This window comes from Micromonospora sp. NPDC049529, from assembly GCF_055586685.1.
In genome coordinates, this window is record NZ_JBVJHT010000001.1 from 35617 (window position 1) to 56441 (window position 20825).

General features: G+C 69.5%; 20 protein-coding genes, 1 tRNA gene and 1 riboswitch. Of the genes, 13 read left to right on the top strand and 8 right to left on the bottom strand.

From position 1 onward, the window contains the following. Nucleotides 1-212 precede the first annotated feature (212 nt). Nucleotides 213-1727: a peptide deformylase gene (locus ACZ6QQ_RS00175; protein ID WP_465873076.1), complete on the bottom strand. Its 1515-nt coding sequence runs from the start codon at nucleotides 1725-1727 to the stop codon at nucleotides 213-215. Between the two features lie 453 nt (nucleotides 1728-2180). Between ACZ6QQ_RS00175 and ACZ6QQ_RS00180 the strand changes: the two genes are divergently transcribed. Next, nucleotides 2181-2963 (top strand): IucA/IucC family C-terminal-domain containing protein, encoded by a 783-nt coding sequence (locus ACZ6QQ_RS00180; RefSeq protein WP_465873750.1) that lies wholly within the window; start codon nucleotides 2181-2183, stop codon nucleotides 2961-2963. 31 nt (nucleotides 2964-2994) lie between these two features. On the opposite strand, the gene ACZ6QQ_RS00185 is transcribed toward ACZ6QQ_RS00180, so the two are convergent. Beyond that, nucleotides 2995-4827: a DUF6311 domain-containing protein gene (locus ACZ6QQ_RS00185; RefSeq protein ID WP_465873077.1), complete on the bottom strand. Its 1833-nt coding sequence runs from the start codon at nucleotides 4825-4827 to the stop codon at nucleotides 2995-2997. A 216-nt stretch (nucleotides 4828-5043) separates the two neighbouring features. Between ACZ6QQ_RS00185 and ACZ6QQ_RS00190 the strand changes: the two genes are divergently transcribed. Beyond that, nucleotides 5044-5772, top strand: a complete 729-nt coding sequence (locus tag ACZ6QQ_RS00190) for a class I SAM-dependent methyltransferase (RefSeq protein ID WP_465873078.1) — start codon at nucleotides 5044-5046, stop codon at nucleotides 5770-5772. 72 nt (nucleotides 5773-5844) lie between these two features. Here ACZ6QQ_RS00190 and ACZ6QQ_RS00195 read toward each other — a convergent pair whose 3' ends face one another. Continuing rightward, entirely contained in the window at nucleotides 5845-6384 is a 540-nt protein-coding gene (locus ACZ6QQ_RS00195; RefSeq protein ID WP_465873079.1) for a YbhB/YbcL family Raf kinase inhibitor-like protein, read from the bottom strand. A 717-nt stretch (nucleotides 6385-7101) separates the two neighbouring features. Then, nucleotides 7102-7245, top strand: a riboswitch (cyclic di-AMP (ydaO/yuaA leader). 420 nt (nucleotides 7246-7665) lie between these two features. Here ACZ6QQ_RS00195 and ACZ6QQ_RS00200 point away from each other — a divergent pair. The 3 genes from ACZ6QQ_RS00200 to ACZ6QQ_RS00210 all read left to right on the top strand — a co-directional run bounded on the left by ACZ6QQ_RS00200 (nucleotide 7666) and on the right by ACZ6QQ_RS00210 (nucleotide 9018). Then, nucleotides 7666-8511 carry a C39 family peptidase gene (locus tag ACZ6QQ_RS00200; RefSeq protein WP_465873080.1) on the top strand — a complete coding sequence of 282 codons (846 nt, stop codon included), beginning with the start codon at nucleotides 7666-7668 and terminating at the stop codon, nucleotides 8509-8511. A 121-nt stretch (nucleotides 8512-8632) separates the two neighbouring features. Then, a complete protein-coding gene (locus ACZ6QQ_RS00205) occupies nucleotides 8633-8794 on the top strand; it encodes a hypothetical protein (RefSeq protein ID WP_465873081.1) in 162 nt (53 codons plus the stop codon). Continuing rightward, nucleotides 8791-9018, top strand: coding sequence for a hypothetical protein (locus tag ACZ6QQ_RS00210; protein WP_465873082.1), 228 nt, complete (start codon nucleotides 8791-8793; stop codon nucleotides 9016-9018). The genes ACZ6QQ_RS00205 and ACZ6QQ_RS00210 overlap by 4 nt, the downstream gene beginning before the upstream one ends. A gap of 172 nt (nucleotides 9019-9190) precedes the next feature. On the opposite strand, the gene ACZ6QQ_RS00215 is transcribed toward ACZ6QQ_RS00210, so the two are convergent. Continuing rightward, nucleotides 9191-10396 (bottom strand): serine hydrolase domain-containing protein, encoded by a 1206-nt coding sequence (locus ACZ6QQ_RS00215; RefSeq protein ID WP_465873083.1) that lies wholly within the window; start codon nucleotides 10394-10396, stop codon nucleotides 9191-9193. 153 nt (nucleotides 10397-10549) lie between these two features. Here ACZ6QQ_RS00215 and ACZ6QQ_RS00220 point away from each other — a divergent pair, with 153 nt between their 5' ends. The 4 genes from ACZ6QQ_RS00220 (at nucleotide 10550) to ACZ6QQ_RS00235 (ending at nucleotide 13698) form a co-directional block, all read left to right on the top strand. After that, nucleotides 10550-11113: a hypothetical protein gene (locus ACZ6QQ_RS00220; protein WP_465873084.1), complete on the top strand. Its 564-nt coding sequence runs from the start codon at nucleotides 10550-10552 to the stop codon at nucleotides 11111-11113. A gap of 533 nt (nucleotides 11114-11646) precedes the next feature. Beyond that, the gene (locus ACZ6QQ_RS00225; RefSeq protein WP_465873085.1) at nucleotides 11647-12318 is read left to right on the top strand and encodes a hypothetical protein; all 672 of its coding nucleotides are present in this window, start codon (nucleotides 11647-11649) and stop codon (nucleotides 12316-12318) included. A 161-nt stretch (nucleotides 12319-12479) separates the two neighbouring features. Next, on the top strand, nucleotides 12480-13139 hold the full coding sequence (locus tag ACZ6QQ_RS00230) for a hypothetical protein (RefSeq protein ID WP_465873086.1): 660 nt from the start codon (nucleotides 12480-12482) through the stop codon (nucleotides 13137-13139). A gap of 1 nt (nucleotide 13140) precedes the next feature. Further along, nucleotides 13141-13698: a hypothetical protein gene (locus ACZ6QQ_RS00235; RefSeq protein ID WP_465873087.1), complete on the top strand. Its 558-nt coding sequence runs from the start codon at nucleotides 13141-13143 to the stop codon at nucleotides 13696-13698. 67 nt (nucleotides 13699-13765) lie between these two features. Here ACZ6QQ_RS00235 and ACZ6QQ_RS00240 read toward each other — a convergent pair. Further along, nucleotides 13766-13854, bottom strand: a tRNA-Ser gene (locus ACZ6QQ_RS00240). Nucleotides 13855-14024: 170 nt separating this feature from the next. On the opposite strand from ACZ6QQ_RS00240, the gene ACZ6QQ_RS00245 reads away from it, so the two are divergent. Beyond that, on the top strand, nucleotides 14025-15002 hold the full coding sequence (locus tag ACZ6QQ_RS00245; protein WP_465873088.1) for an NAD(P)H-quinone oxidoreductase: 978 nt from the start codon (nucleotides 14025-14027) through the stop codon (nucleotides 15000-15002). On the opposite strand, the gene soxR is transcribed toward ACZ6QQ_RS00245, so the two are convergent. Beyond that, entirely contained in the window at nucleotides 15003-15470 is a 468-nt protein-coding gene (gene soxR / locus ACZ6QQ_RS00250; RefSeq protein ID WP_465873089.1) for a redox-sensitive transcriptional activator SoxR, read from the bottom strand. A gap of 46 nt (nucleotides 15471-15516) precedes the next feature. On the opposite strand from soxR, the gene ACZ6QQ_RS00255 reads away from it, so the two are divergent. Next, nucleotides 15517-16209, top strand: a complete 693-nt coding sequence (locus tag ACZ6QQ_RS00255; RefSeq protein WP_465873090.1) for a transketolase — start codon at nucleotides 15517-15519, stop codon at nucleotides 16207-16209. Nucleotides 16210-16255: 46 nt separating this feature from the next. Continuing rightward, nucleotides 16256-17149 carry a transketolase family protein gene (locus ACZ6QQ_RS00260; protein ID WP_465873752.1) on the top strand — a complete coding sequence of 298 codons (894 nt, stop codon included), beginning with the start codon at nucleotides 16256-16258 and terminating at the stop codon, nucleotides 17147-17149. Here the strand turns inward: ACZ6QQ_RS00260 and ACZ6QQ_RS00265 are convergent. Further along, nucleotides 17130-17837, bottom strand: coding sequence for a glycosyltransferase family 2 protein (locus ACZ6QQ_RS00265; RefSeq protein WP_465873091.1), 708 nt, complete (start codon nucleotides 17835-17837; stop codon nucleotides 17130-17132). The two genes, ACZ6QQ_RS00260 and ACZ6QQ_RS00265, sit on opposite strands and share 20 nt — an antisense overlap. Nucleotides 17838-17957: 120 nt before the next feature. On the opposite strand from ACZ6QQ_RS00265, the gene ACZ6QQ_RS00270 reads away from it, so the two are divergent. Then, nucleotides 17958-20135 (top strand): hypothetical protein, encoded by a 2178-nt coding sequence (locus ACZ6QQ_RS00270; protein WP_465873092.1) that lies wholly within the window; start codon nucleotides 17958-17960, stop codon nucleotides 20133-20135. 3 nt (nucleotides 20136-20138) lie between these two features. On the opposite strand, the gene ACZ6QQ_RS00275 is transcribed toward ACZ6QQ_RS00270, so the two are convergent. After that, on the bottom strand, nucleotides 20139-20774 hold the full coding sequence (locus ACZ6QQ_RS00275) for a hypothetical protein (protein ID WP_465873093.1): 636 nt from the start codon (nucleotides 20772-20774) through the stop codon (nucleotides 20139-20141). Between the last annotated feature and the right edge of the window lie 51 nt (nucleotides 20775-20825).

Here is a 20825-nt window from a genome sequence, read left to right on the forward strand (position 1 = left end):
CCCCTCCCCCCCCCCCCCCCCCCCCCCCCCCCCCCCCCCCCCCCCCCCCCCCTCCGCCCCCTCCCCCCCCCCCCCCCCCCGCCCCCCCGGCCCCCCACCCCCCACCCCCCACCCCACCGCCTCACACCCACCCCAAATACAGAGAAAGAGTGGCTTTCCCCCCGGAAATAGCCACTCTTTCTCTGTATTTGTCGCGCCCAGACCCGCGAAAGTCAGTAGCGCCAGGGGCTGCCGGTTTCGCGGTATTCCTCTACCGGGACGAGGGGGATGTTGGGGTCCATCCGGTCGATGTAGAGCTTGCCTTCGAGGTGGTCGATCTCGTGCGCGACGAGTCGTGCCATGGCGAACTCGAAGGAGGTGATCGCGCGCCCGCCGTCCCATCTCGCGTGTTCGACGTCGAGTCGGAGCGGACGGGCCACCAGGCCGCGCTGGTCGAAGAAGGAGAGGCAGCCTTCGTACTGTTCGTCGGTGTCCCGGGCGACGTCGACGACGCGCGGGTTGAGCAGGACGACGGGTTCGGCGTCCCGGTCGGGTGGGCGTACGACGGCGGCGGCCCAGGGGATGCCGAGTTGTGGTGCGGCGAGTCCGACGCCCTTGCTGAACGGGTGCAGTTCGTCCAGCCGGTGCAGGGCGGCACGGAGTTGGAACACGACGTCGCGGGCGGTGGCCTCGTCGCGGGGTAGTTCGAACAGCCGGGCGGGCTGGCGGAGCAGGGCCGCGCCGCGTTGGACGATGCCGGCGGCCCGCATCCGGTCGCTGGCCCGTTGTTCGGGTTCGGCACCGACGGTGGGTTGGGCCCGGTAGCGCCATTCGAGGCGGTAGCGGGCGTTGAGCGGGGGTTCCTCGGTCGACCAGTCGAAGACCGCCCGGCCGTCGACGTCATGCCGGAGCAGGGGCGTACGCAGGGGGCCTTCCTCGGCCGACAGGGTGGTTTCCACTCCCCACACCTGCGGGTCGAGGTCCAGCGGGAGGTTCAGCCGGACGGAGAGGTGCCGGGTGGGCAGGCGTACGGCCCGCTGGAACCAGGGCCCCCACTTCTCCTCACCGACGGTGTACGCGTACTCGATGGTGACCCGTTCGCCGGGGTAGAGCGGGAAGCGTCCGTTGGCGTTCTCGAAGAGCAGCCACACCTCTTTGAACGCGTCCCGGTCGTGCTTCTTGCGCCAGTCCATCGGCTCGGGGTTGTCCTCGTCACCGCAGAACGCCTGGAGGTCGAGTTCGGCGAAGGTGAGCGGGTGGTCGCGATGGTGCCGGTTGGAGCGTCCGGGGTCGCTGGGGTAGCGGTCGACGGCGACCCGGACCAGGTAGCGGGTGACGGGTTCGGTGCCGGCGTTGTAGAGCGCGCGGCGGATGATGCAGCGGTACGCCTTGTCCTGGTACGTCAGGGTGGCGGACTCCTGCTCGACGATGAGCCCTGTGCCGGGCGGCAACCACTGCTCGGGTACGGGCGGGTCCCGGTGAGCGGTCAGGCTGGTCCGGGCGTGCCGGAGTTCGTCGTACTCCTGGAAGCGTTGCCAGATCGCGCCCGCTGCGCCGAGTACGGCCTCGGCCCGGCGGGCGAAATCCTCGGTGGGCCGGTGGCGACGGCCCTCCACGTGACTGACGTATGAGGGGTCGAACCCCATTCGGGCGGCGAGCTGCTTCTTGGTCATGCCCCGCTCGACCCGCCGTTTGGAGAGTTCGGCCGCGAACGAGTCGGCAGCCCGTTCGATGGGCGAGGTGGTCATCGGGTTCCTAAGGGGCCGGGAATCTCAGTCTGCTGGCCGACTCACCCAACGAGGCAGAACTGCCGCGTTAACGACATTTGGCTTGACAATTCTTTCATCATCATCGATCCTACCTCGACTCGCCGCCCTGGTCAGGGCCACTATCGAGCCCTCCCGTTGGTCACTTTCGGTTACCGCTCACCCGTTCGGGGTACGCCCCCGCCGGGCGGACCGATGGATCTCGCCGACCGAGGGTGCCCAAAGCCGCCCGGCACATCCGAAGATGTGGTTAGGCTTCCCTTAGTGCTAACGTGGCGTCCGGCACGGTGACTGAAGGGCGGGTGCGGTGACAGCGGTGACAGCACGGCGAACGCGGCCGCTCAGCCATGCTGACCTGGGGACCTTCCGCGTCCGGCAGGAATGTGCCAGCGCCGTGCCGACGCACCGGATCGGTAACGCCCGGTGACCGCCGTGATCGACGGGCGGGCGTACGCGGCCGCCCCGCTCGCACCCGTGAACGCGACGCTGCGGCAGATGTTCGGCACCGACGACCTACCGGGGCTCATCCCCGGACTGTTCGTCGACGACGAACGGGGCTGGGTGCCCGCCACCGATCTGATCACCGGCGGTCAACTGCCCGACCTGCTGACCGCCGCGCAGCGCTCCTGGCAGGCCACCCCGCACGCCGCCGCCGCGCTGCTCTGGAAGGCCTACACCTACTGGTTGGCGCTGCCGGTCGTCGTCGGCTGGGCCTCGGCCCGCCGGGTTCCGCTGCTGCGGGCATCGGACGTACTGGTCCAGATCGACCCGGACCGGGCGGCGGTGACCCTGGGGCTGCGCCGGTCGACCACGGTGGCGGTGCTCGCCTCCGACCCGCTGGCGCTCGGCGGGCTGCCCGAGGTGCGGGTGCTCCCCGACGAGACCGAACTGCTCCGCGCGCTGCGCGCCTCGCTGCTCGACGAACACCTGACCCCGCTGCTCGACGCGATCGTCGCCCAGGTCCGGGTGGGCGCCCGTACGCTGCTCGGCTCGGTCGCCTCCGGGGTCGCGTACGGCGTCCTGCGGGCCGCGGACGGACTGCCCGGCGCGTCCGAGGAGAACGTCCGGACGCTGCTCTCCGCGCTCGACCTCGACGACCTGGTCGACCTGGTGCCCGGTCCGGCCGGCGAGCCGACCGTGCAGCGCAAGACCTGCTGCCTGGCCTTCACCCTGCCGCAGCCGCGCATCTGCAAGGGCTGCTGCATCCGCTCGCACTGAGCGCGGTGGTGCGGGCGGCAGACTGCTCGGTTCAGCCGTACAGCAGTGGGCGGACGTCCCAGATCCAGACTCCGCCGCTGGTCGTCGGCTCGACGCCGGTCAGCGCCGTCATGCCGGCGCGCAGCGCGTCGGCCCGCCGCTGCGGGGCGAGGATGACCACGCCGGCCCGCCAGGACCGCAGGTCCCGCAGCGCGTCCGTACGCCGCGCCGCGTCGACCCTCGGCACCAGACCGGTACGGCTGATCGCGTCGAAGTACCGGCTGGTGGGTGTCGGGGGTGCGGAGAAGAGCGCCACCCGACCCTCCGGCCGTCCGGGACGGGTGTCCGGCCCCAGGAAGTAGCCCCGGGCCAGCGGCAGGTCCAGACCGGTCTCGGCGGACCAGCGCAGCGGGTCCGGGTAGGTGGAGGCGGGCAGTGGCAGCGCGACGACGCTCCGCCCGCCGGTGACGTACTGCCGCCAGGTGCCGGCGGTGACGAACGCGGGGGTCGGCGGTTGCCGTTGCACCGGGATCGGCAGGGGCGCGAGCGGCAGCAGCGCCATCACCAGGATGGTGACCGTCGCGAACCGGATCGACCCGGCCGCACCGGGGTGCCGCCGGGCGAGCACGCCGGCATGCGCGATGCCGAGGGCGAGCAGCACCCCGATGATCGGGGCGAGCGCCAGCGCCCACCGGGTCGGCACCGCCGAGTCGAGCAGCGGGACGTCCCCGAGCACCGCCCAGGGCGCCGCTATGCCGGTGTTGCGACCGTGCCAGCGGACCCGTGGGCCGAGCGACATGATCGCGAAGATCAGACCCGCGGCGGCCAGACCGAGCACCACCGCGCGGCGCCGCATCCACCAGACCAGGGCCACCACGAGTACGACCAGCGGCCAGCCGAAGAACGCGTTCTGCTCGCTCGGGTTCTGTGCCAGGGGTTGGGCGGTGGCCGGGTCACCGGCGAGCGACTGCCCGGAGAAGGTCACGAAGGAGGCGAGGTCGGCGCCGTACGCGCGGATCGTCCGGGACAGCCCGGAGTACGCCTGCGGCCCGAAGAGCTGTACGTAGAGCGGGTAGCCGAGCAGCAGCACCGCCACCGAAGCGGCGACGCCGAGTCCGGCCAGGAACGCCCTCGCGTCGCGCCGCAGTCCGGGGCGCCGGACGACCATGACGGCCAGCACGATCCCGAGCCCGACGGCGGTCATCAACAGGATCTCCAGGTTGATGAAGCCCTGCCAGAGGATCAGGAGGCCGAGCAGCACCCCGTTGCGGACCCAACGGCCGGGCTGGCGCAGCCGCAGCACCCGCCAGACGATCAGCGGTACGAGAAACTGGCCGACGATGTTCGGGTGACCGTTCGCGTGCGACACCATCGCCGGGGCGTACGCGCAGAACAGGGCGCCGACCCAGGCGGCCGTACGGCTGTGCACGAGGTGCCGGGAGAGGACGAGGTACCAGCAGACCCCGGTGGCGGCGAGTGCTCCTGTGAGGAAGACAACAAAGGCGGCCCGTGGCCCCCACAGCAGCGTCACCGGGGTCAGCGGCAGCGAGACGCCGAGTACGGAGGTGTTCGCCATGATGTTGACGCCGTCGGGCACGTTCATCCGGTCGGAGAGGAAGGGGTAGTCGAGCCGGGTCAGCACCCGCGCGCCGTGGGCCATCATCCACTCGAAGAACGCCTGGTCGGCTTCGTTGTCTCGGATCCCGGACCGGGGCCGGAGCCAGAGCCCGGAGGTGATCCAGACGGCCAGTCCGAAGTAGCTCAGCACCGCGGCGATGTCCGGCAGTGGACCGCGCCGGGGCGGGCGCGGAATCATGGGTGCCGGGGGCGGTTCCGGTGCGGGCTCCTTCGGTAGGTCGGCGGTGTCCGGACGAGAGGTAGTCATATCTGTTCGGAGAGTATCGGAGGGTACCGGAGGGCCGGGCTCGATCACGGGCATCAGCGCGCTCTGTGCCTGAACGTCCGGAAGCCGGACGGGACGGATCAACCGAACAATCCGTTCGTGCCACGCCGATGCCTCAATTTCCCTACGGTCGTCGTAGATGGTTCACTCTGTCGGTCCAGGGTGCAGGTCGAGTTTCAGATCGCGAGGAATCGACGCATGGCAGAAATCACTGGGGATCAGCGAGTTCAGTCCGAGGTACTCGAGGGTCTCGCGACCGCCGTGAACCACCGCCGATGGTTTGTTGAGCTGGCGCTGCCGTACCTGGGGGACAACCCGATCGAGATCGGCAGTGGCCTCGGTGACTACGTGCTTGAGTGGGCGCCGCACTTCCCCAGGTTCACCGCCACCGAGGCCGACCCCGATCGGCTGGTGGCACTGAAGGAGCGACTCGCCGGCGAGTCCAACGTCGAGGTACGGCAGATGCTGCTGCCGCAACCGGAGCCGGAGCAGGGCGAGTACAGCGCGGCGGTCTCGTACAACGTGCTCGAACACATCGAGGACCACGTCGGGGCGCTGCGCGGCATGCGGGACCTGGTGCGTCCCGGCGGTGCGATCGTGCTGATCGTGCCGGCGTTCGAGTTCGCCATGGGTCCGGCGGACATCGCCACCGGGCACGTACGGCGCTACACCAAGAAGACGATGCGGGCCGCGCTGACCGATGCGGGGCTGACCGTGGAGCGGCTGCACTACGCGAACGCCCTCGGCCTCATCGGCTACTACATGGCGACGAACGTGTTCCGGCTGATGCCGAAGGAAGGCCCGATGGTGAAGGTCTACGACAGCCTGGTGCTGCCGGTGACCAAGGCGGCCGAGCAGATCGTGCGGCCCCCGTTCGGACAGTCGGTCTTCGCCGTCGCCCGGGTGCCCGGCGCGGCGCAGGCCTGACCGACCGGGAGAGCGACGACCGACACCGTTCAACCCGTCCCCGGTGTCGGCCGTCCACTTACTCCGGTCCGCTCAGCCCTCGACCTGGTACGTGGGCCGGATTACCGCCCGCGCCAGGGTGTGGAAGGTCAGGTTGAAGCCGACGTACGCCGGGCTGGCGTCCGGCGTGAGGTCGAGCTGCTCCACGTCGAGGGCGTGTACGGCGAAGAGGTACCGGTGCACGTGGTCGCCGGCCGGCGGCGCGGCACCGCCGTACTCCTGGGTGCCGTAGTCGTTGCGGACGGCGAACGCCCCACCCTCGACGGACCCGGCCTTGCCCGCGCCCCGGGGCAGTTGGGTGACCGACACCGGGACGTTGACCAGGATCCAGTGCCAGAAGCCGCTCGTGGTGGGCGCGTCCGGGTCGTAGCAGGTGATCGCGAAGCTGCGCGTCCCGTCCGGGAACCCGGACCAGGCGAGGTGCGGCGACAGGTCGCCGCCGCCCAGGCTGGAGTGGACGAACTCGGTGCCCAGCGGTTCGCCGTCGCGTACGTCGTCACTGGTCAGGGTGAACGCCGGCACCGGCGGCAGCAGGTCGTACGGGTCCGGTGCGATCGGTCGCTCAAGGTTCATCGGAAGGTCCTTCCAGAGATCGGGTGACTCAGTGTCTTTGTACCCTGTCTGACCCGACCTACCGCCGCCGGTAGGCGAAACATCCGTACGGGTGGCGGAACAGTTCCGGTGATCGGTTCGGGAATGGGGAAAAACGGCCCGCCCACCACCGGCGGTCATCTTGTGCCGCAATCCTGGGGATCCGCGTTTTCCCGGTCGCACTTGTTGATCGACTCCGGCCGATTACACCGCCATTTCGGGAGAGTTCCGGTGGCGCGGTCGGGCGGCTTTCGTCGGAGCCCCAGCCGGTGGCGAACACCGTTGCCCATCGACGCGGTCGCGGGGCGGGCCGCACCGGCGATCGGCCGATCGACCGCACCGGGCTCCGGGCGCCGGTCGACCGAGGTGGTGGGACTGCGGGCCGAGCAGCAGCGACGAGGGGACCGGCCCGGGTGGGCCCAACGGACAATTATCTGATCCGGACACCGGGTGGAGATGGTCGCCGCACCGGCAAACCCGACACCCTCGACGTGTACGACATAAGCCGGTACGCCCCCGACCACGAAACTGGTCACTACGGCAATAACCACTCTCCGTGATCACAAAACAGGTGTCGGTACGCCGGAAAGAAGCGGCGTGGGTCACGGTTTAAGCAGGCCAACTGGGGTTGGCAGGAGCGGAAGCGGCCCAGTAACGTCAGCCCGTCTGGTCCGGCCCTTAGTCACCGCGGGTGACACCGGAACAGGCCCGCTGAGTCGTGAATGCAACGAGCCGGGGACCCACAGTAGTTATGGGGTGAATCCGCGAACCATTGGTTCGTGGTAGGGCGTGCTTCCCGCCCGAATCCGTCAGCTAACCCGGTAGGCGGTATCGGAAGGAGAACATGCTCGTGCAGCGCCGTACCTGCCGTGGCCCGACCCTCGATCCCCCCGGCCAGTTCCGCCACCTGCCCCGGCTCGCCCGCATCGCGGTGCAGCCCGCGAAGGTAGCCCACTAGGCCTTCCCACGACCGACGACGCGTGAACGCGTACGCGGTCGGTGGCGCGAGGACGCGCGTGACCGGTAGGTGATTGGCACAGAACCGCCCGGCGGTATTTCTGCCGGCGCCGTTCATCCGGTAACGCATTCCACCGCTTGGCGGTGGCGGTTCCGCACGCCCCGATCCGGACCCGACGGCCGGCGGTGAATCCGCCCCGCCGACAGCGCGTACGACGGCACGTAACCCGGCCCCCGGCAGAGACAGATCGCCATCCCGATTCATGTGCCCCCGATCGCAGATCGGCACATCTGCGGAGGATTTATATGAAGCATCGTCAGCAACTCCGACGCGTCGTGACCGCCAGCCCGTACCGGGCCGGTGTCGTATCCGCCGCCGTTCTCGCCGTGGGTCTCACCACCGGCATCATGCTCACCCAGGGCGGCAGCTCGGCCGCGTCGACCAACCCCGACACCATCGCGGTCGCCGAGAGGCTCGGTGGCCAGGCCGGCGCCGAGGTCGCGCCCAGCCTGGTCACACCCACCCCGGCCGCCCCGACCCCGAGCGCCTCGTCGACGGCACCGACGGCGCCGTCGTCGGCCCCGCCCGCCACCACCAAGGCCGCGGCGACGCCGGCCAAGGCGGCCAAGAAGGTCGCCCCGCCCGCCTCGAAGGTGCTCGACTACGACTACGAGGCGCAGATCAACGGCTGGTACTGCGGCCCGGCAGCCACCCGGATCGCCCTGACCGCCCGCGACCGCCAGCCGAGTCAGGACGAGGTCGCCGCCGCGCTCGGCACCACGGTCAACGGCACCAACTCCGCCGAGGACACCACCCGCGGGCTGAACGCCCTGGCCAAGACCGACTTCTACCGGACCACCGCCATCCCCGGGGCCCCGTCCCCGGCCCAGATGGACCAGCTCCAGGCGGACGTCGTCCACGCGGTCAGCAACGGGTACGCGGTCGTCGCGAACATCGTCGGTTCGGCGACCGACGTCGACGGCGGCTGGCACGCGTACGACGGGGGTCACTACCTCACGGTGGTCGGCTACCGCGACAGCGGACGGACCGTGCAGATCGCGGACCCGGCGTTCGTCAACGGGGTCAGCTCCTACTGGATGACCACGATCGACCTGGCCAACTGGATGGCCACCCGGGGCTACTCGGCCTGACCTGTCCCTCCCCCCGGCCCCGGGTGCCCGCCGTTGCGGTGGGTGCCCGGGGTTCGTCCGTACCAGTGGGACGGTGGCCGTCCTGCCACAACCAACCACGGACGCGCGCGTTGTCCCTGTCGTGACCATGGACCTCGCCGATCGGGCGGACACCGACGACCAGCGAGTCCCCGTCGCCCGCTCCGCTCCCCGTCACTTCTCCGAGTCGGCCGCCACCGGGCGCCGACCCTCCGAACGAAAGGCCCAGGTGGTGGCCATGGCCGGTCAGGTGCTCGCCCGATGAGCCGCGTCGACGAACCGCTGACCCGGGCCGGGATCTGGGAGGCGGCGGCGATGACGCTCGCACAGCACGAGGGCCGGGGTACGTCCTACGCCCCCGGCACCTGCGCCTGCTGCACCCCGGACGGCTGCGCCCAACTGCGCTGGGCGCAGGAGGTACGCGCCGGCCGCAACCCGGAGTATCCGGTCGGCAACCCGGTCCCGCCAACCCTCCGGTCGGTCAGCTAGGACTCGACGCCATCGCGTCCCGGGTCAGACTCGCTGTCCGCTGGCCGGACGGCTTCGCTGCCCAGGCCACATTCGGAAGCGATGCGTTCGTTCACGTCGGAGGAATCCCAATCCTCCGCGCTCGCCAGACGGTCATGCAACGAGCCGCGACCGGCACGGTCGACCCCCTGACTCAACGGCCGGCCCCTGCCGCTGCGATCGCGAGCCTGGCGAACTCGTCGGTCGCGCCGTTCCAGAGGAAGTCGCCGGTCTGGGTCAGGGCCATGGCGACCAGCCCGTGGTGGGGGTCGTTGAACCAGGTGGTGCCGTAGCCGCCGTCCCAGCCGTAGCGGCCCGGCACGGGCGACACCTCGTCCGGCTCGACCGCGACGGCCATGCCGAGTCCCCAGCCACGGCCGCCGAGGATCATCCCGCCGCCGGAGATCTCGGCCGGGGTCAGCTGGTTGGTCGTCATCAGCTCGACCGACTCCTCCGACAGCAGCCGCTCGCCCCGGTGCACCCCCTTCGCCAGCAGCAGCCGAGCGAAGCTCAGGAAGTCGTCGGCGGTCGACAGCAGGCCGCCGGAGCCGGACGGGAAGGCCGGCGGGCTGGTCCACTCGCTCGGGGTGGAGACCGTACGCAGTTCCATCTTCCCGGTCTGGAAGTCGGTCATGTAGAAGCTCGGCAGCCGCCTGGTGTAGTCGGCGGGCAGCCAGAAGCCGGTCTCGGTCATGCCGAGCGGCTCGAAGATCCGGGCCCGGAAAAAATCCCCGAGCGGCTGTCCGGCAGCCCGTGCGACCAGCACACCGAGCACGAGCGTGCCGACGTTGTACTGCCAGCGCTCACCGGGCTGGTACATCAGCGGCAACGACCCGAACCGCTTGATCCACTCGTCCGGATCGTGCGGCGTACGCGGATCCGGCGCGCCGAGCACCAGTTGCAGCTCGTGCACGGCCTTGTTGATCGGAAACGGCGGGTCGAAGGTCGGCTCGATGATCGTCCCGAACCCGAGACGGAAGGTCAGCAGGTCCTCCACCAGGATCGGACGGTTGGCCGGGACGGTCTCGTCGAGCGGCCCGTCGACCTGCTTGAGCACCCGACGGTCGGCCAGCTCCGGTAACAGCCGATCGACCGGCTCGTCCAGCCGCAGTCGGCCGTCCTCGACCAGCATCATCGTGGCCGCCGCGATGACGGGCTTGGTCATCGACGCGATCCGGAACAGGGTGTCCCGCCGCATCGGCACGTCGCCGCCGAAGGCGGTGCATCCGATCGCGTCGACGCGTACGTCGTCGCCCTTGGCTACCAGGGTGACCAGGCCCGGCAGCTCTCCCTTGTCGACCCGACCGGCCATGGCGTCGTGCAGCCGGTCGATCCCGGCCTGGTCCAGCTCGCCTGTCATCTCACAACCTCCGATGCGTACGTTCCACCACGGGTCGAAACAGCGTCCGACGGATCGACACCCCTCGGGTCCCATCTTGGCGGGCAGCACCGACAGTCGGTGCCCCGACACATCGTGTTGACCGGGTCGGGGCGGGTTCGTAGCCTCGGCCCGGTGTGGGGGATTCGGGACTATCGGCCGTACCCGGTGGAGACCGTCGAGGACCTGGTGGCGCGGCACGGCGTACGGCTGAACGCGCTGGTCGGGCACGGATTCGGACGGGTCTGGGGACAGGTGTTCGTCGGCGACGGCGAGTGGTGCTCGACCGCTCCGGTCGTACTGGAGTTCGACGGGTGGCGGCTGGAGTTGGCCGCCGAGGGCTGGCACCGGCTCTACCTGACCTGGAACGAACTCGACCTCGCCGAGGTGCCGGACGAGTACGACAACGACGATCCGGAGCTGGAGGTGGCGTGGCAGGAACTGGACCGTCCCGAGTTGCGCCGGCTCACCGGTCTGGTGGTGCGGGAGGTACGCGTACTCCGGAACGATTTTCGCTTCGAGGGGGTCGACGGGCGACGGGTCGAGGCGTGGGTGCTCGGCGGGCTGGAGTTCGTGTTCGAGCCGGACGGGTCGGCGTTGCAGGTCTACAACTGCCTGAACGAGTTGGCACTCGGCTACGAGGACCAGCACTCGGACTCCTGGCTTCGGCAGGCGCTCCCCGTCCCGACGGGTACGTGACCGGGCCGGCACCGGCCCGCGACGGCGGAATCGTGGCCCGACGGCATCGGAATTGGATCTCGCTGCGGCGACAACAACCTGCCGTCACCTATACAACATGATCGAGATCGATTGACCGTGGAGGTTTCTCCACCATTTCAACAATCTCCTGAACGGTACGTGAAAGATCTTCGGACATAGCTCCGAGAGGACCGACACGTCGGTCATGCCCCCGCCCTCACGCAGCATCTCGCAGGGTTCCGCCCAACGCGCAACATGATCAGCCACGATTCCAAGAGGGACGTACGGTTTGCTGACCGCCCGCCTCATTTCGGACTATTTGGGCCAACCCCGCTGGCGATCTTTGTCGACTTTGTACCGCACATTTAGGCATGGCACACTGTCGACTGGCACATTCATCGGGCTCACGTCGGACACCCCCTCAGCCCGGGTGTTTTCGCTTCAGATGTGCGAGGTGGCGGCTGGTGTCGAGCGGTGCTGCGGGGCAATGGATTTCGCCGGAGGACAGATGGCCCGGCCACAAAGACGGAGACATGCAGGAGGCACTCGATCTGGCTCGGAGACGGGGCTGGTGGTATCGGGAGGGTTCCGACCACACCGGTTCCGCCGTCCTGTGCTGCCGAAGAGGCAACGACGAGTGCTGCAGGTTCGCGGTGTTCGGCACGGGTAAATCGCCGGGTGGTCCGGCTCGCTCCTTCAGGAAATTGATTGAGCGTTGCCCGCACGTGCTGGCCGAGCACCTGCCAAAGCTCGAACAGGTCGAACAACTCCTGGACGGCGCAGAACGCATCATTGCCGCAGCAGAGGCACTGCTACACGAGGGCAGTTTGCGTGCCCGCATGGACGCCGCCCTCGCCGAGGCCGAGGATCTTGAGACCATGACGAGGGCGAACGATCTGCTGGACGTCGCGGAGAGTAATCTCCTGCGGGTCAACGAGCTTTTCGATCAAGCGGCAGATTGGGAGATCGAGGCCACCGCCGCCAAACACGAGGCACAGGATGCTCTCGCAGCGGAGGGCATCCGCTCGGAGGATCCAAAAGTGCAGGTAAGCGCCGCCGTAGAAGTCATCCGCGAAGCGGAGGCCGTACTGGACGAGATCCCTCGGCGCATCCGGCAAGCAGGGTCGCTACGCAACAGGGCGGAGTTGCTGCGCGGTCGCGCGTCAGTCGTTCGCACGAACATCACATCCGGTGCGCCCAACTAGTGTCGAGTACTTAACGTTACCTGTTGGCGTTTGCCAACACTGCGCCTATACTTTCCCGGAGGGTCCCTCTAGGTAGGGAGCTTGGCCGAGGTAGGGAGCTTGGCCGGCACGGTCCAACTGGACGGGCCGGGAAAGCAAGGTCCACTTTAGGAGACGAGGCCATGTTTCGCATTGCTTTGCATGTGGGGAACATAGACCTGCAAGATCCAAATACCCTCAGTCGGATCGCGTCCGTCGACTCTCTTTGTGACATCTCCTGGGAGAGCATAGACGGACGCGTGTTGGCCGTCCTTTATTGCGACGAGCACGATCCGATCGGCCAAGTCGTCCAGGTAGCTCGCCGGATAACACATGCCATCGACGAGGCCCAGGTCAATGGCATCGACCAGGACCTGGTGAGCATCAGCGACATCGCCACGCGCATAGGAATGACCCGGGAAGCCGTACGTCTCTGGGTCAGGGCACAGCGCGGGCCAGGTGACTTCCCTGCGGCGATCGGTTCCGTAGGCGGTGGCGAACGTGGCTCCACCCAGGTATGGTCCTGGCCGGTCGTCAACAAATGGCTCGATCAGCACTTCGGGCTCGGTGACGGCGACGAGTACCTCACGCCGGAGCAGGTGACCCTCGCACAGGCCGCGCTCCTGAAGATCGAAGACTATTTCGACCAGGAGTGGAACGAGCTCGTACAGCTTGACGTACAACTGTCGGTCGAGCCCCAAGGCGATGATCAGCAATCACCCAAACGCCACGGTCCCCACGAGCCGAGCGAGAACGACTTCGTTCCAGCCGTAAAACTTCGCCTGGAGGGGACGAGTGACTGACGTGGCCGACGACGTGCTGCGCAGCGAGGACCAGCACGATCCCGACGTGCTCGCCGACCGCCTGGAGCTGTTGAATGTCCAGATCGTCCGCTGGTCGGGGGGATGGCTCGATGATCCGACGGACTTCGAAACCGCGGTGTTCCTGGACGACATCTCCGCAGAGCTCCGTGGTCACTACAGATTTGTCGGGGATTCGTTGCTCCAGTGCCGATGGAGTGCCGATGTCCCGTTACGCGAGGCAGACGGCCGGAATGTCGCCAACATCGAGGTGGCACTGGTCGAGTCCTTCTCGGTCGACGCGGGCCCAGTGCCCTCGTCGCAGGCCCTGTCGCTTTTCATGAAGGACTCGGCCCTCAGGATCGCGTTGCCCTACCTCCGCGAGGCACTGCAGAACATGAGCCAGAAGTTGGGCATCGGTTCGATCGTGATCGGCATCGTGCACGACTCCGGTGAAGGGGCGTACACCGCCGCCTCGATCAAGCGCTGGGCGCAGCATGCGGTCGGCCCCGCCACACTCCGTGCGATCGACGCGACTCCGCACCGGCCCCGGACGGCCTGAGAGGTCCGTGCGGGGCCGTCGACCGACCGCCCCGCCCCGCCCCAGCGGCAGCGCGGTGCTGACTGCGCGGAGGGTGTGGGATTCGAACCCACGAAGAACATCGCTGCCCTTACCGGTTTTCAAGACCAGCGCCATCGGCCACTAGGCGAACCCTCCTCGGCCTCGGAAGCCGTGCCCGGCGGTCCGCTGCCGTCGCCTAGTCTGCCATGAACCACACCCTCCCGGATGCCATGGTCCACCGGCATCCGCTGCCGTCGATCAAGGCAAACGGCCGCCGTGGCGGGGGCAGGACTGGACAGGACGGCAGGTTTCGCCAGACTGGAACCATGATGGCGATCACTGTTCCGGAGCCGGGCGGACCCGAGGCGCTCGTGTGGACCGAGGTGCCCGACCCCGAGTTGGGTCCGGGTGAGGTGCTGGTCGACGTACGCGCGACCGCCGTCAACCGGGCCGACGTGCTGCAACGAAAGGGCAACTACGCGCCGCCGAAGGGCGCTTCGCCGTACCCGGGGTTGGAATGCTCCGGGGTGATCAGCGCGATCGCCCCCGACGTGACCGGGTGGCGGGTGGGCCAGGAAGTCTGTGCCCTGCTCACCGGCGGCGGCTACGCGCAGCGGGTGGCGGTGCCCGCCGAGCAGTTGCTGCCGGTGCCGACGACGGTCGACCTGGTCGACGCCGCCTGCCTGCCCGAGGTGGCCTGCACGGTCTGGTCGAACGTGGTGCAGTTGGCCCGGCTCGGCATGGGCGAGACACTGCTCGTGCACGGCGGCGGCAGCGGCATCGGCACCTTCGCCATCCAGCTCGGCGCCGCGCTCGGTGCCAACGTGATCGTCACCGCGCGCACCAGCAAGCACGAGCAGCTGCGCAAGCTCGGCGCGACCCACGTCATCGACTACACCGAGCAGGATTTCGTCGAGGAGACCAGGGCGGCCACCGACGGGCACGGCGCCGACGTCATCCTCGACATCATGGGCGCGTCCTACCTTCCCCGGAACGTGCAGGCGCTCGCCGACCAGGGCCGGATCGTGGTGATCGGGCTCCAGGGCGGACGCAAGGGCGAGCTGAACCTCAACACCCTGATGGCCAAGCGCGGCACGATCCACGGGACCGTCCTGCGGTCGCGCCCGTCCGCCGAAAAAGCGGCCATCGTACGGGGAGTGCGCGAGGAGGTCTGGCCGCTGCTGGAGTCGGGCGCGGTCCACCCGGTGGTGGACCGCCGGCTGCCGATCACCGACGCGGCGCAGGCGCACCGGATCCTGGAGGACAGCAACCACCTCGGCAAGGTGCTGCTGACGATGGTGTGATCAGCGGGGGTTCGCCCGCTGCCCCGTGCCGGAGCCGGGAAGCATGAGGCGGGCGCCGGGGCCCTGGGTGGCCAACTCGTCACCGGGGTTGTAGAGGGTGCAGCGCTGCAACGACAGGCAGCCACAGCCGATGCAGCCGTCCAGGTCGTCGCGGAGCTTGGTGAGCGTCCGGATCCGCTCGTCCAGCCGATCCTGCCAACCCGCCGAGAGCCGGCTCCAGTCCGAGGTGGTGGGCGTACGCGAGTTGGGCAGCGAGTCGAGCGCGGTCCGGATCTCCTCCAGCGAGATGCCGACCTGCTGCGAGATCCGGATGAACGCCACCCGGCGCAGCTCGCCGCGCTCGTACCGGCGCTGGTTGCCGCTGGTGCGCACGGACCGGATCAGACCGAGCCGCTCGTAGTAGCGCAGGGCCGAGGGGGCGACACCGGACCGGGCGGCCAGATCACCGATGGTCAATCCTTCCTGCACGACACCCCCTTGACTTGAAGTTAACTTCAACTCGCAGGCTAGCCGCATGACAACAGCACCGACAACCAGCGCCGGGCTCGACGCGCTGCTGCGGCGGGTGACCGGCGACGAGAAACACGGGCCGAGCGCGTTCTCGACCCTGGACGTGATCTGGGTGCTCTACGACCGCCTCCTGCGGATCGACCCCGAGCAGCCGGACGCCCCCGACCGGGACCGCTTCCTGCTCTCCAAGGGACACGGCCCGGCCGCCTACTACGCCGTACTCGCCGCCAAGGGGTTCATCCCCGAAGACTGGCTGGACGACCTCGCCGGACCGCAGAGCCGGCTCGGCCACCACCCCGACCGGCTGCTGGTGCCGGGCGTCGAGATCGGCAGCGGCTCACTCGGCCACGGCCTCGGGCTGGGCGTGGGCACCGCACTCGGCCTGCGGGCCCAGGGCCTGACCCAACCCCGGGTGTACGTGCTGCTCGGTGACGCCGAACTGGACGAGGGTTCCAACCACGAGGCGATCGCGTACGCGGGTGCGACCGGTCTGCCCAACCTCACCGCGATCGTGATCGACAACCAGTCGGCGAGTCACGGCTGGCCGGGCGGGATCGCCAGCCGGTTCACCGTCAACGGCTGGAGCGCCACCGGCGTCGACGGGCGGGACCATGACGCGATCGAGGCCGCCCTGAGCGGCCACCAGCACAACCGGCCGCACGCCGTGGTGGCCCGGGTCGAACCGAAGGAAGGCTGAGCGAACCATGCCCACCACCGAAGCCATGACCACAACCGTGCGCACCATGCGGGAGACGTTCGTCGACACGGCGGGTGCGCTGCTCGCGCAACGACCACGTACCGCCGTGGTGCTCGCCGACATCTCCTCCTCGGCGTTCGGCGGTGCCGCCCGCGCACACCCCGACCGGGTGATCAACGTCGGCATCCGCGAGCAGTTGATGATCGGTGTCGCCGGTGGACTCGCCCTGACCGGGTTGCGCCCGATCGTGCACTCGTACGCGACCTTCGCGATCGAGCGCGCCTACGAGCAGCTCAAACTGGACCTGGATCATCAGGGCGTGGGTGCGGTGCTGGTCAGCGTCGGTGCGTCGTACGACGGGTCGAGCATGGGCCGCACGCACATGTCGCCGGGAGACGTGGCACTGATCGACACGCTCGGCGACTGGACGGTGCACGTACCCGGTCATCCGGAGGAGGTGCCGCCGCTGCTGCGTACGGCCGTCGAGCACGACCAGTCGGTCTACCTGCGGCTCTCCACCCAGACCAACAGCCGCGCCTACGACTGTGACGGCGGCCGGCTCCGGGTGCTGCGACAGGGAAGCGCGCGGGGAACCGTGGTGGTGGCGGTCGGGCCGATGCTCGAACCGACCCTGCGGGCGGTGACCGGCCTGGACGTCACGGTCGCCTACACGAACACGCCCCGCCCGTTCGACACCGCCGGGCTACGGGCGCTGGTCGACGGTCGGGACGTGGCGAACGTGGTGCTGGTCGAGCCGTACCTCGCCGGCACATCCAGCGGTGTCGTCGGCCGGGCGCTGGCCGACGTACCCCATCGCTTGCTGGCCCTCGGCGTGGGCCGCTCCGACCTGCGGCGTTACGGCAGCCCGGCGGACCATGCCCGGTGGCACGGGCTGGATCCGGCGGGGCTGCGCGCCTCGATCAGCGGTTTCCCGGGGTGACGGTGCGGCGTCGGGCGCGCTCGCGGCCGAGGATCCAGACCGCCTCGACGCCGTCCTTCCAGGTGATCTTCTTGCCCTCTTCGCGTCCACGGGCGCGGTAGCTGATCGGCACCTCGTACGGGCGGATCTTGCGCCGGAGCAGCTTGCCGGTGACCTCGGCCTCCATACCGAACCCGCGCGACTTCACGTCGAGCGAACGGTAGAGCGCCACCGGCAGCAGCTTGAAACAGGTTTCCAGATCACCGATGTACGAGTTGAACAGGACATTGGCAGCCGTGGTGACGGCCTTGTTACCCATCACGTACCAGAAGCTGTACGCACTGTGGCTGCCGAATGTCCGATTTCCGTAAACGACCGTGGCCCGTCCGTCGAGCACCGGGTCGAGCAGCTTCGGAATGTCCTGCGGGTCGTATTCGAGATCGGCGTCGAGCATCACCATGTACTCGCCGTCGGCGTGCGCGACCGCGGTCTTGATCGCGGCACCCTTACCGGCGTTACGGGGATGCGTGATCACCCGCAGCCGGGCGTCGTCCGCCCGGCCGAGGATCTCGGCGGTGCCGTCACGGCTGCCGTCGTCGACGACGAGCAGCTCGATCTCGCAGGGGTAGTCGACCGCAAGTGCCTGTTTGAGGGCATCCGCGATGCGTTCTTCCTCGTTGTAAACCGGCATGAGGATCGATAGCTTCACAGGAGTCTCCACGGTGCGGTCGACGAATCGGCCTTAGCCTAGCTGGTCCTGCTGAATGGCAAAGTCCGGTGCACTGCGTCGGTTCCCGCACCGCAGGCCAGGTGGTGTTTAATTCCCGCCATGCCGGCTGCAGCATCCGTGCTCGTGGTGATCCCCACCCTCGGGTACCTGTCCCTGCTGTACGCCGCTCGCCCCGTCACCGGCACCACCGTCGGACCGTACCGGCTCGCGGCCGTCCGGGCCACTCTGGCCACCGGCGCGTACGCCGTGCTCACCGTCGAACTGCTCGCCGCGCTCGACGCGCTGGCGCTGCCCGGCATCACCGTCGCCTGGCTGATCTTCCTGGTCGCGGCGGTTGCCCTGGCCGAACTGCGCCGACGGCGGGACGCGGGGTCGGGGTCGGGACCGGCGACGTTCGCGGCACTGGCGGCACGCGGCCGGGCGGCGGTCCGCGACCGGGTCCGCTCCTTCCGGCGTACGGCGAGCCGGGGCGAACACCTGCTGGCCGGTACGGTCCTCGGCCTGCTCCTGGTCGAGCTGGTCGTCGCGGTGCTGGCCGAGCCGAACAACTACGACTCGCAGACGTACCACCTGCCGAAGATCGAACACTGGGTGGCCCAGCATTCGGTGGAGATCTGGCCGACGGTCATCGACCGGCAGGTCACCATGCCACCCGGCGCCGAATACCTGCTGCTGCACCTGCGCCTGTTCACCGGCGGCGACGGGCTCTACAACCTGGTCCAGTGGGCCGCCGGGCTGGCCTGCCTGCTGCTCGCCGCCCGGATCGCCGCCCAGCTCGGCGGCGGCCGACGGGCCCAACTGCTCACCGCGTTCCTGGTCGGGACCACCCCGATGGTCGTACTCCAGGCCACCAGCACCCAGACCGACCTGGTCACCGCCGCCTGGGTCGGCTGCCTGGCGACACTGGTCCTGGACGGGCTGACCCGACGGGTCACCGCCGGTTCGGCACTCGCCCTCGGCACCGCCACCGGCCTGATCGCGGTCACCAAGACGAGCGGACTGATCGGCGCGGGTCCGCTGCTGGTCCTCTGGGCGCTCGCCCAGCTCCGGCTCGGTTGGATCGGCGGCGAACGGGGGCGGGCGGTGTGGCGTACCGGGCTCGCCTCGGTGGCGCTCCTGCTGGTCGCGTCCGTGATCACCGGGCCGTACCTGGTCCGGACGGCGGCCGAGTTCGGCAACCCGCTGGGACCGCCCCGGTTGCGCGACGTGGTCCCGACCCAGCGGCACGATCCCGGCTCGATCCTGGTCAACACCCTCCGGATCGCACACACCGCACTGGACACCCCGCTGAGCGCGCTGACCGACACCCCCGTCGGTGTGGTCGCCGACGCGCCGGCCGAGGCGATCCGGAACGGCGCCCGGCTGATCGGGGTGGACCCGCAGGACCGGGCGATCACCTTCGGCAGGACCACGTTCCCGGTCCAGTCGTGGTACCCGGACGAGGACCGGGTCGCCTTCCCGATCGCCGGTGCGCTGGCCCTGCTCGGCGGCCTGTTCGCGCTGGTCCGGCCGCGCCGGATCAGCACGACGCGGCCGGGTGCGCTGCGCGCGTACGCGGCGACGGCGGCGGTGACCCTGCTGCTGCACTGCGCGATGATCAAGTGGCAGCCGTGGGGGAACCGGCTGCTGCTCTACGTGCTGGTGCTGGCCCTGCCCCTGGCCGGGCTCTGGCTGGACGAACTGTTCCGCCGCCGGGCAAGGGCCGAACGCGACGGGGCCGAGGGTAGCGGGGCCGAACGTGGCGCGGGCGAACGTGGCGCGGGCGAACGGGCCGGAGGCGGGGCGGCGCCCGAACGACCCGCCCGCCGCTCGGTCGCCGTCATCCTCGCGGTCGCCCTGCTCGCCGGCTCGGCGCTGGCCGGGGTGCTCGCCGTGTCGTACGGCTTCCCCCGCCGGCTGGTCGGCACCGGGTCGGTCTTCACCACCTCCGACTGGGACACCCTGTTCCTGCGCCGTCCACAGTGGGCGGACCAGTTCCGGTGGGCCGCCGACCGGGTACGGGCCACCGACGCGCGCCGGATCGGACTGGTCCAGCAGAACGACAACTGGGAGTACCCGTGGTGGCTGCTCCTGCGCGACGACGACGGCGGTACCGAGCGCGAGATCGTGGCGTTGCAGTCGCTGGTACCCGAGCGCCCACCGGCCGATCCGTCCAGTGTGGACGCGATCATCTGCACCGGCACCCCCGCCGACTGCACGAAGCTCGTACCGGCCGGCTGGCGGACCGAGTGGAACGGCTACGTCGCCGTCGCCCTGCCACCCACCCCTCGGGGCTGACGCCTACTTCGGGCGCGGTACGACGATCAGGCGGGCGACACCACGGTCGCCGTCCTTGACGCCGGAGACCCCGAGCTGCGTACCGACCTTCACGTCGGAGGGCTGGATCGTCGCCCGCCGCTCCACCACCCGCAGATCCGGCCCGAAGGTCCAGCTCTGGGTGAAGCCGTCGGTCGACTTCACGGTCATCGAGGCGCCGTCGATCGCGGTGACCGTGCCCCGCTGTACGGCGACCGTCTTCGTACCGTCCTTGCCCTGCACCACCACCTCGCCGTGCAGCGTGGTCTTGCGCAGCAGCACCCGTGCCCTGGCCCGCTCCCGCAACCCGGCGCCCCGCTCGCCCCGGCCCGCCTTCGTGCCGGGCGACGCACTCGGGGACGTGTTCGGGGACGCACTCGCGCCGGTCAGAGCCGTGTCGGTGGCGCCCGTGTCGGTGGCGCCGGCCGCGATGTCCTCGACGTCGAAGCCCAACGCGGCGAGCGCCTGCCCGTCCGCGCCCATCGCCGAGGCGACCTCGACCGCCACCGGTCCGGCGGCGTCCGACACCGGTGCCCCGACCGCACCGCAGCCGGCCAACCCGACCAGACCGACCGAGGCCAGCAGGGCCGTCACGGCGGTAACCCGCCAACGTGGTGTCATCGGTTTCCCTCTCATCCCGGTTCACCGGATCCCCTCGCTGGAGGTCCGGTC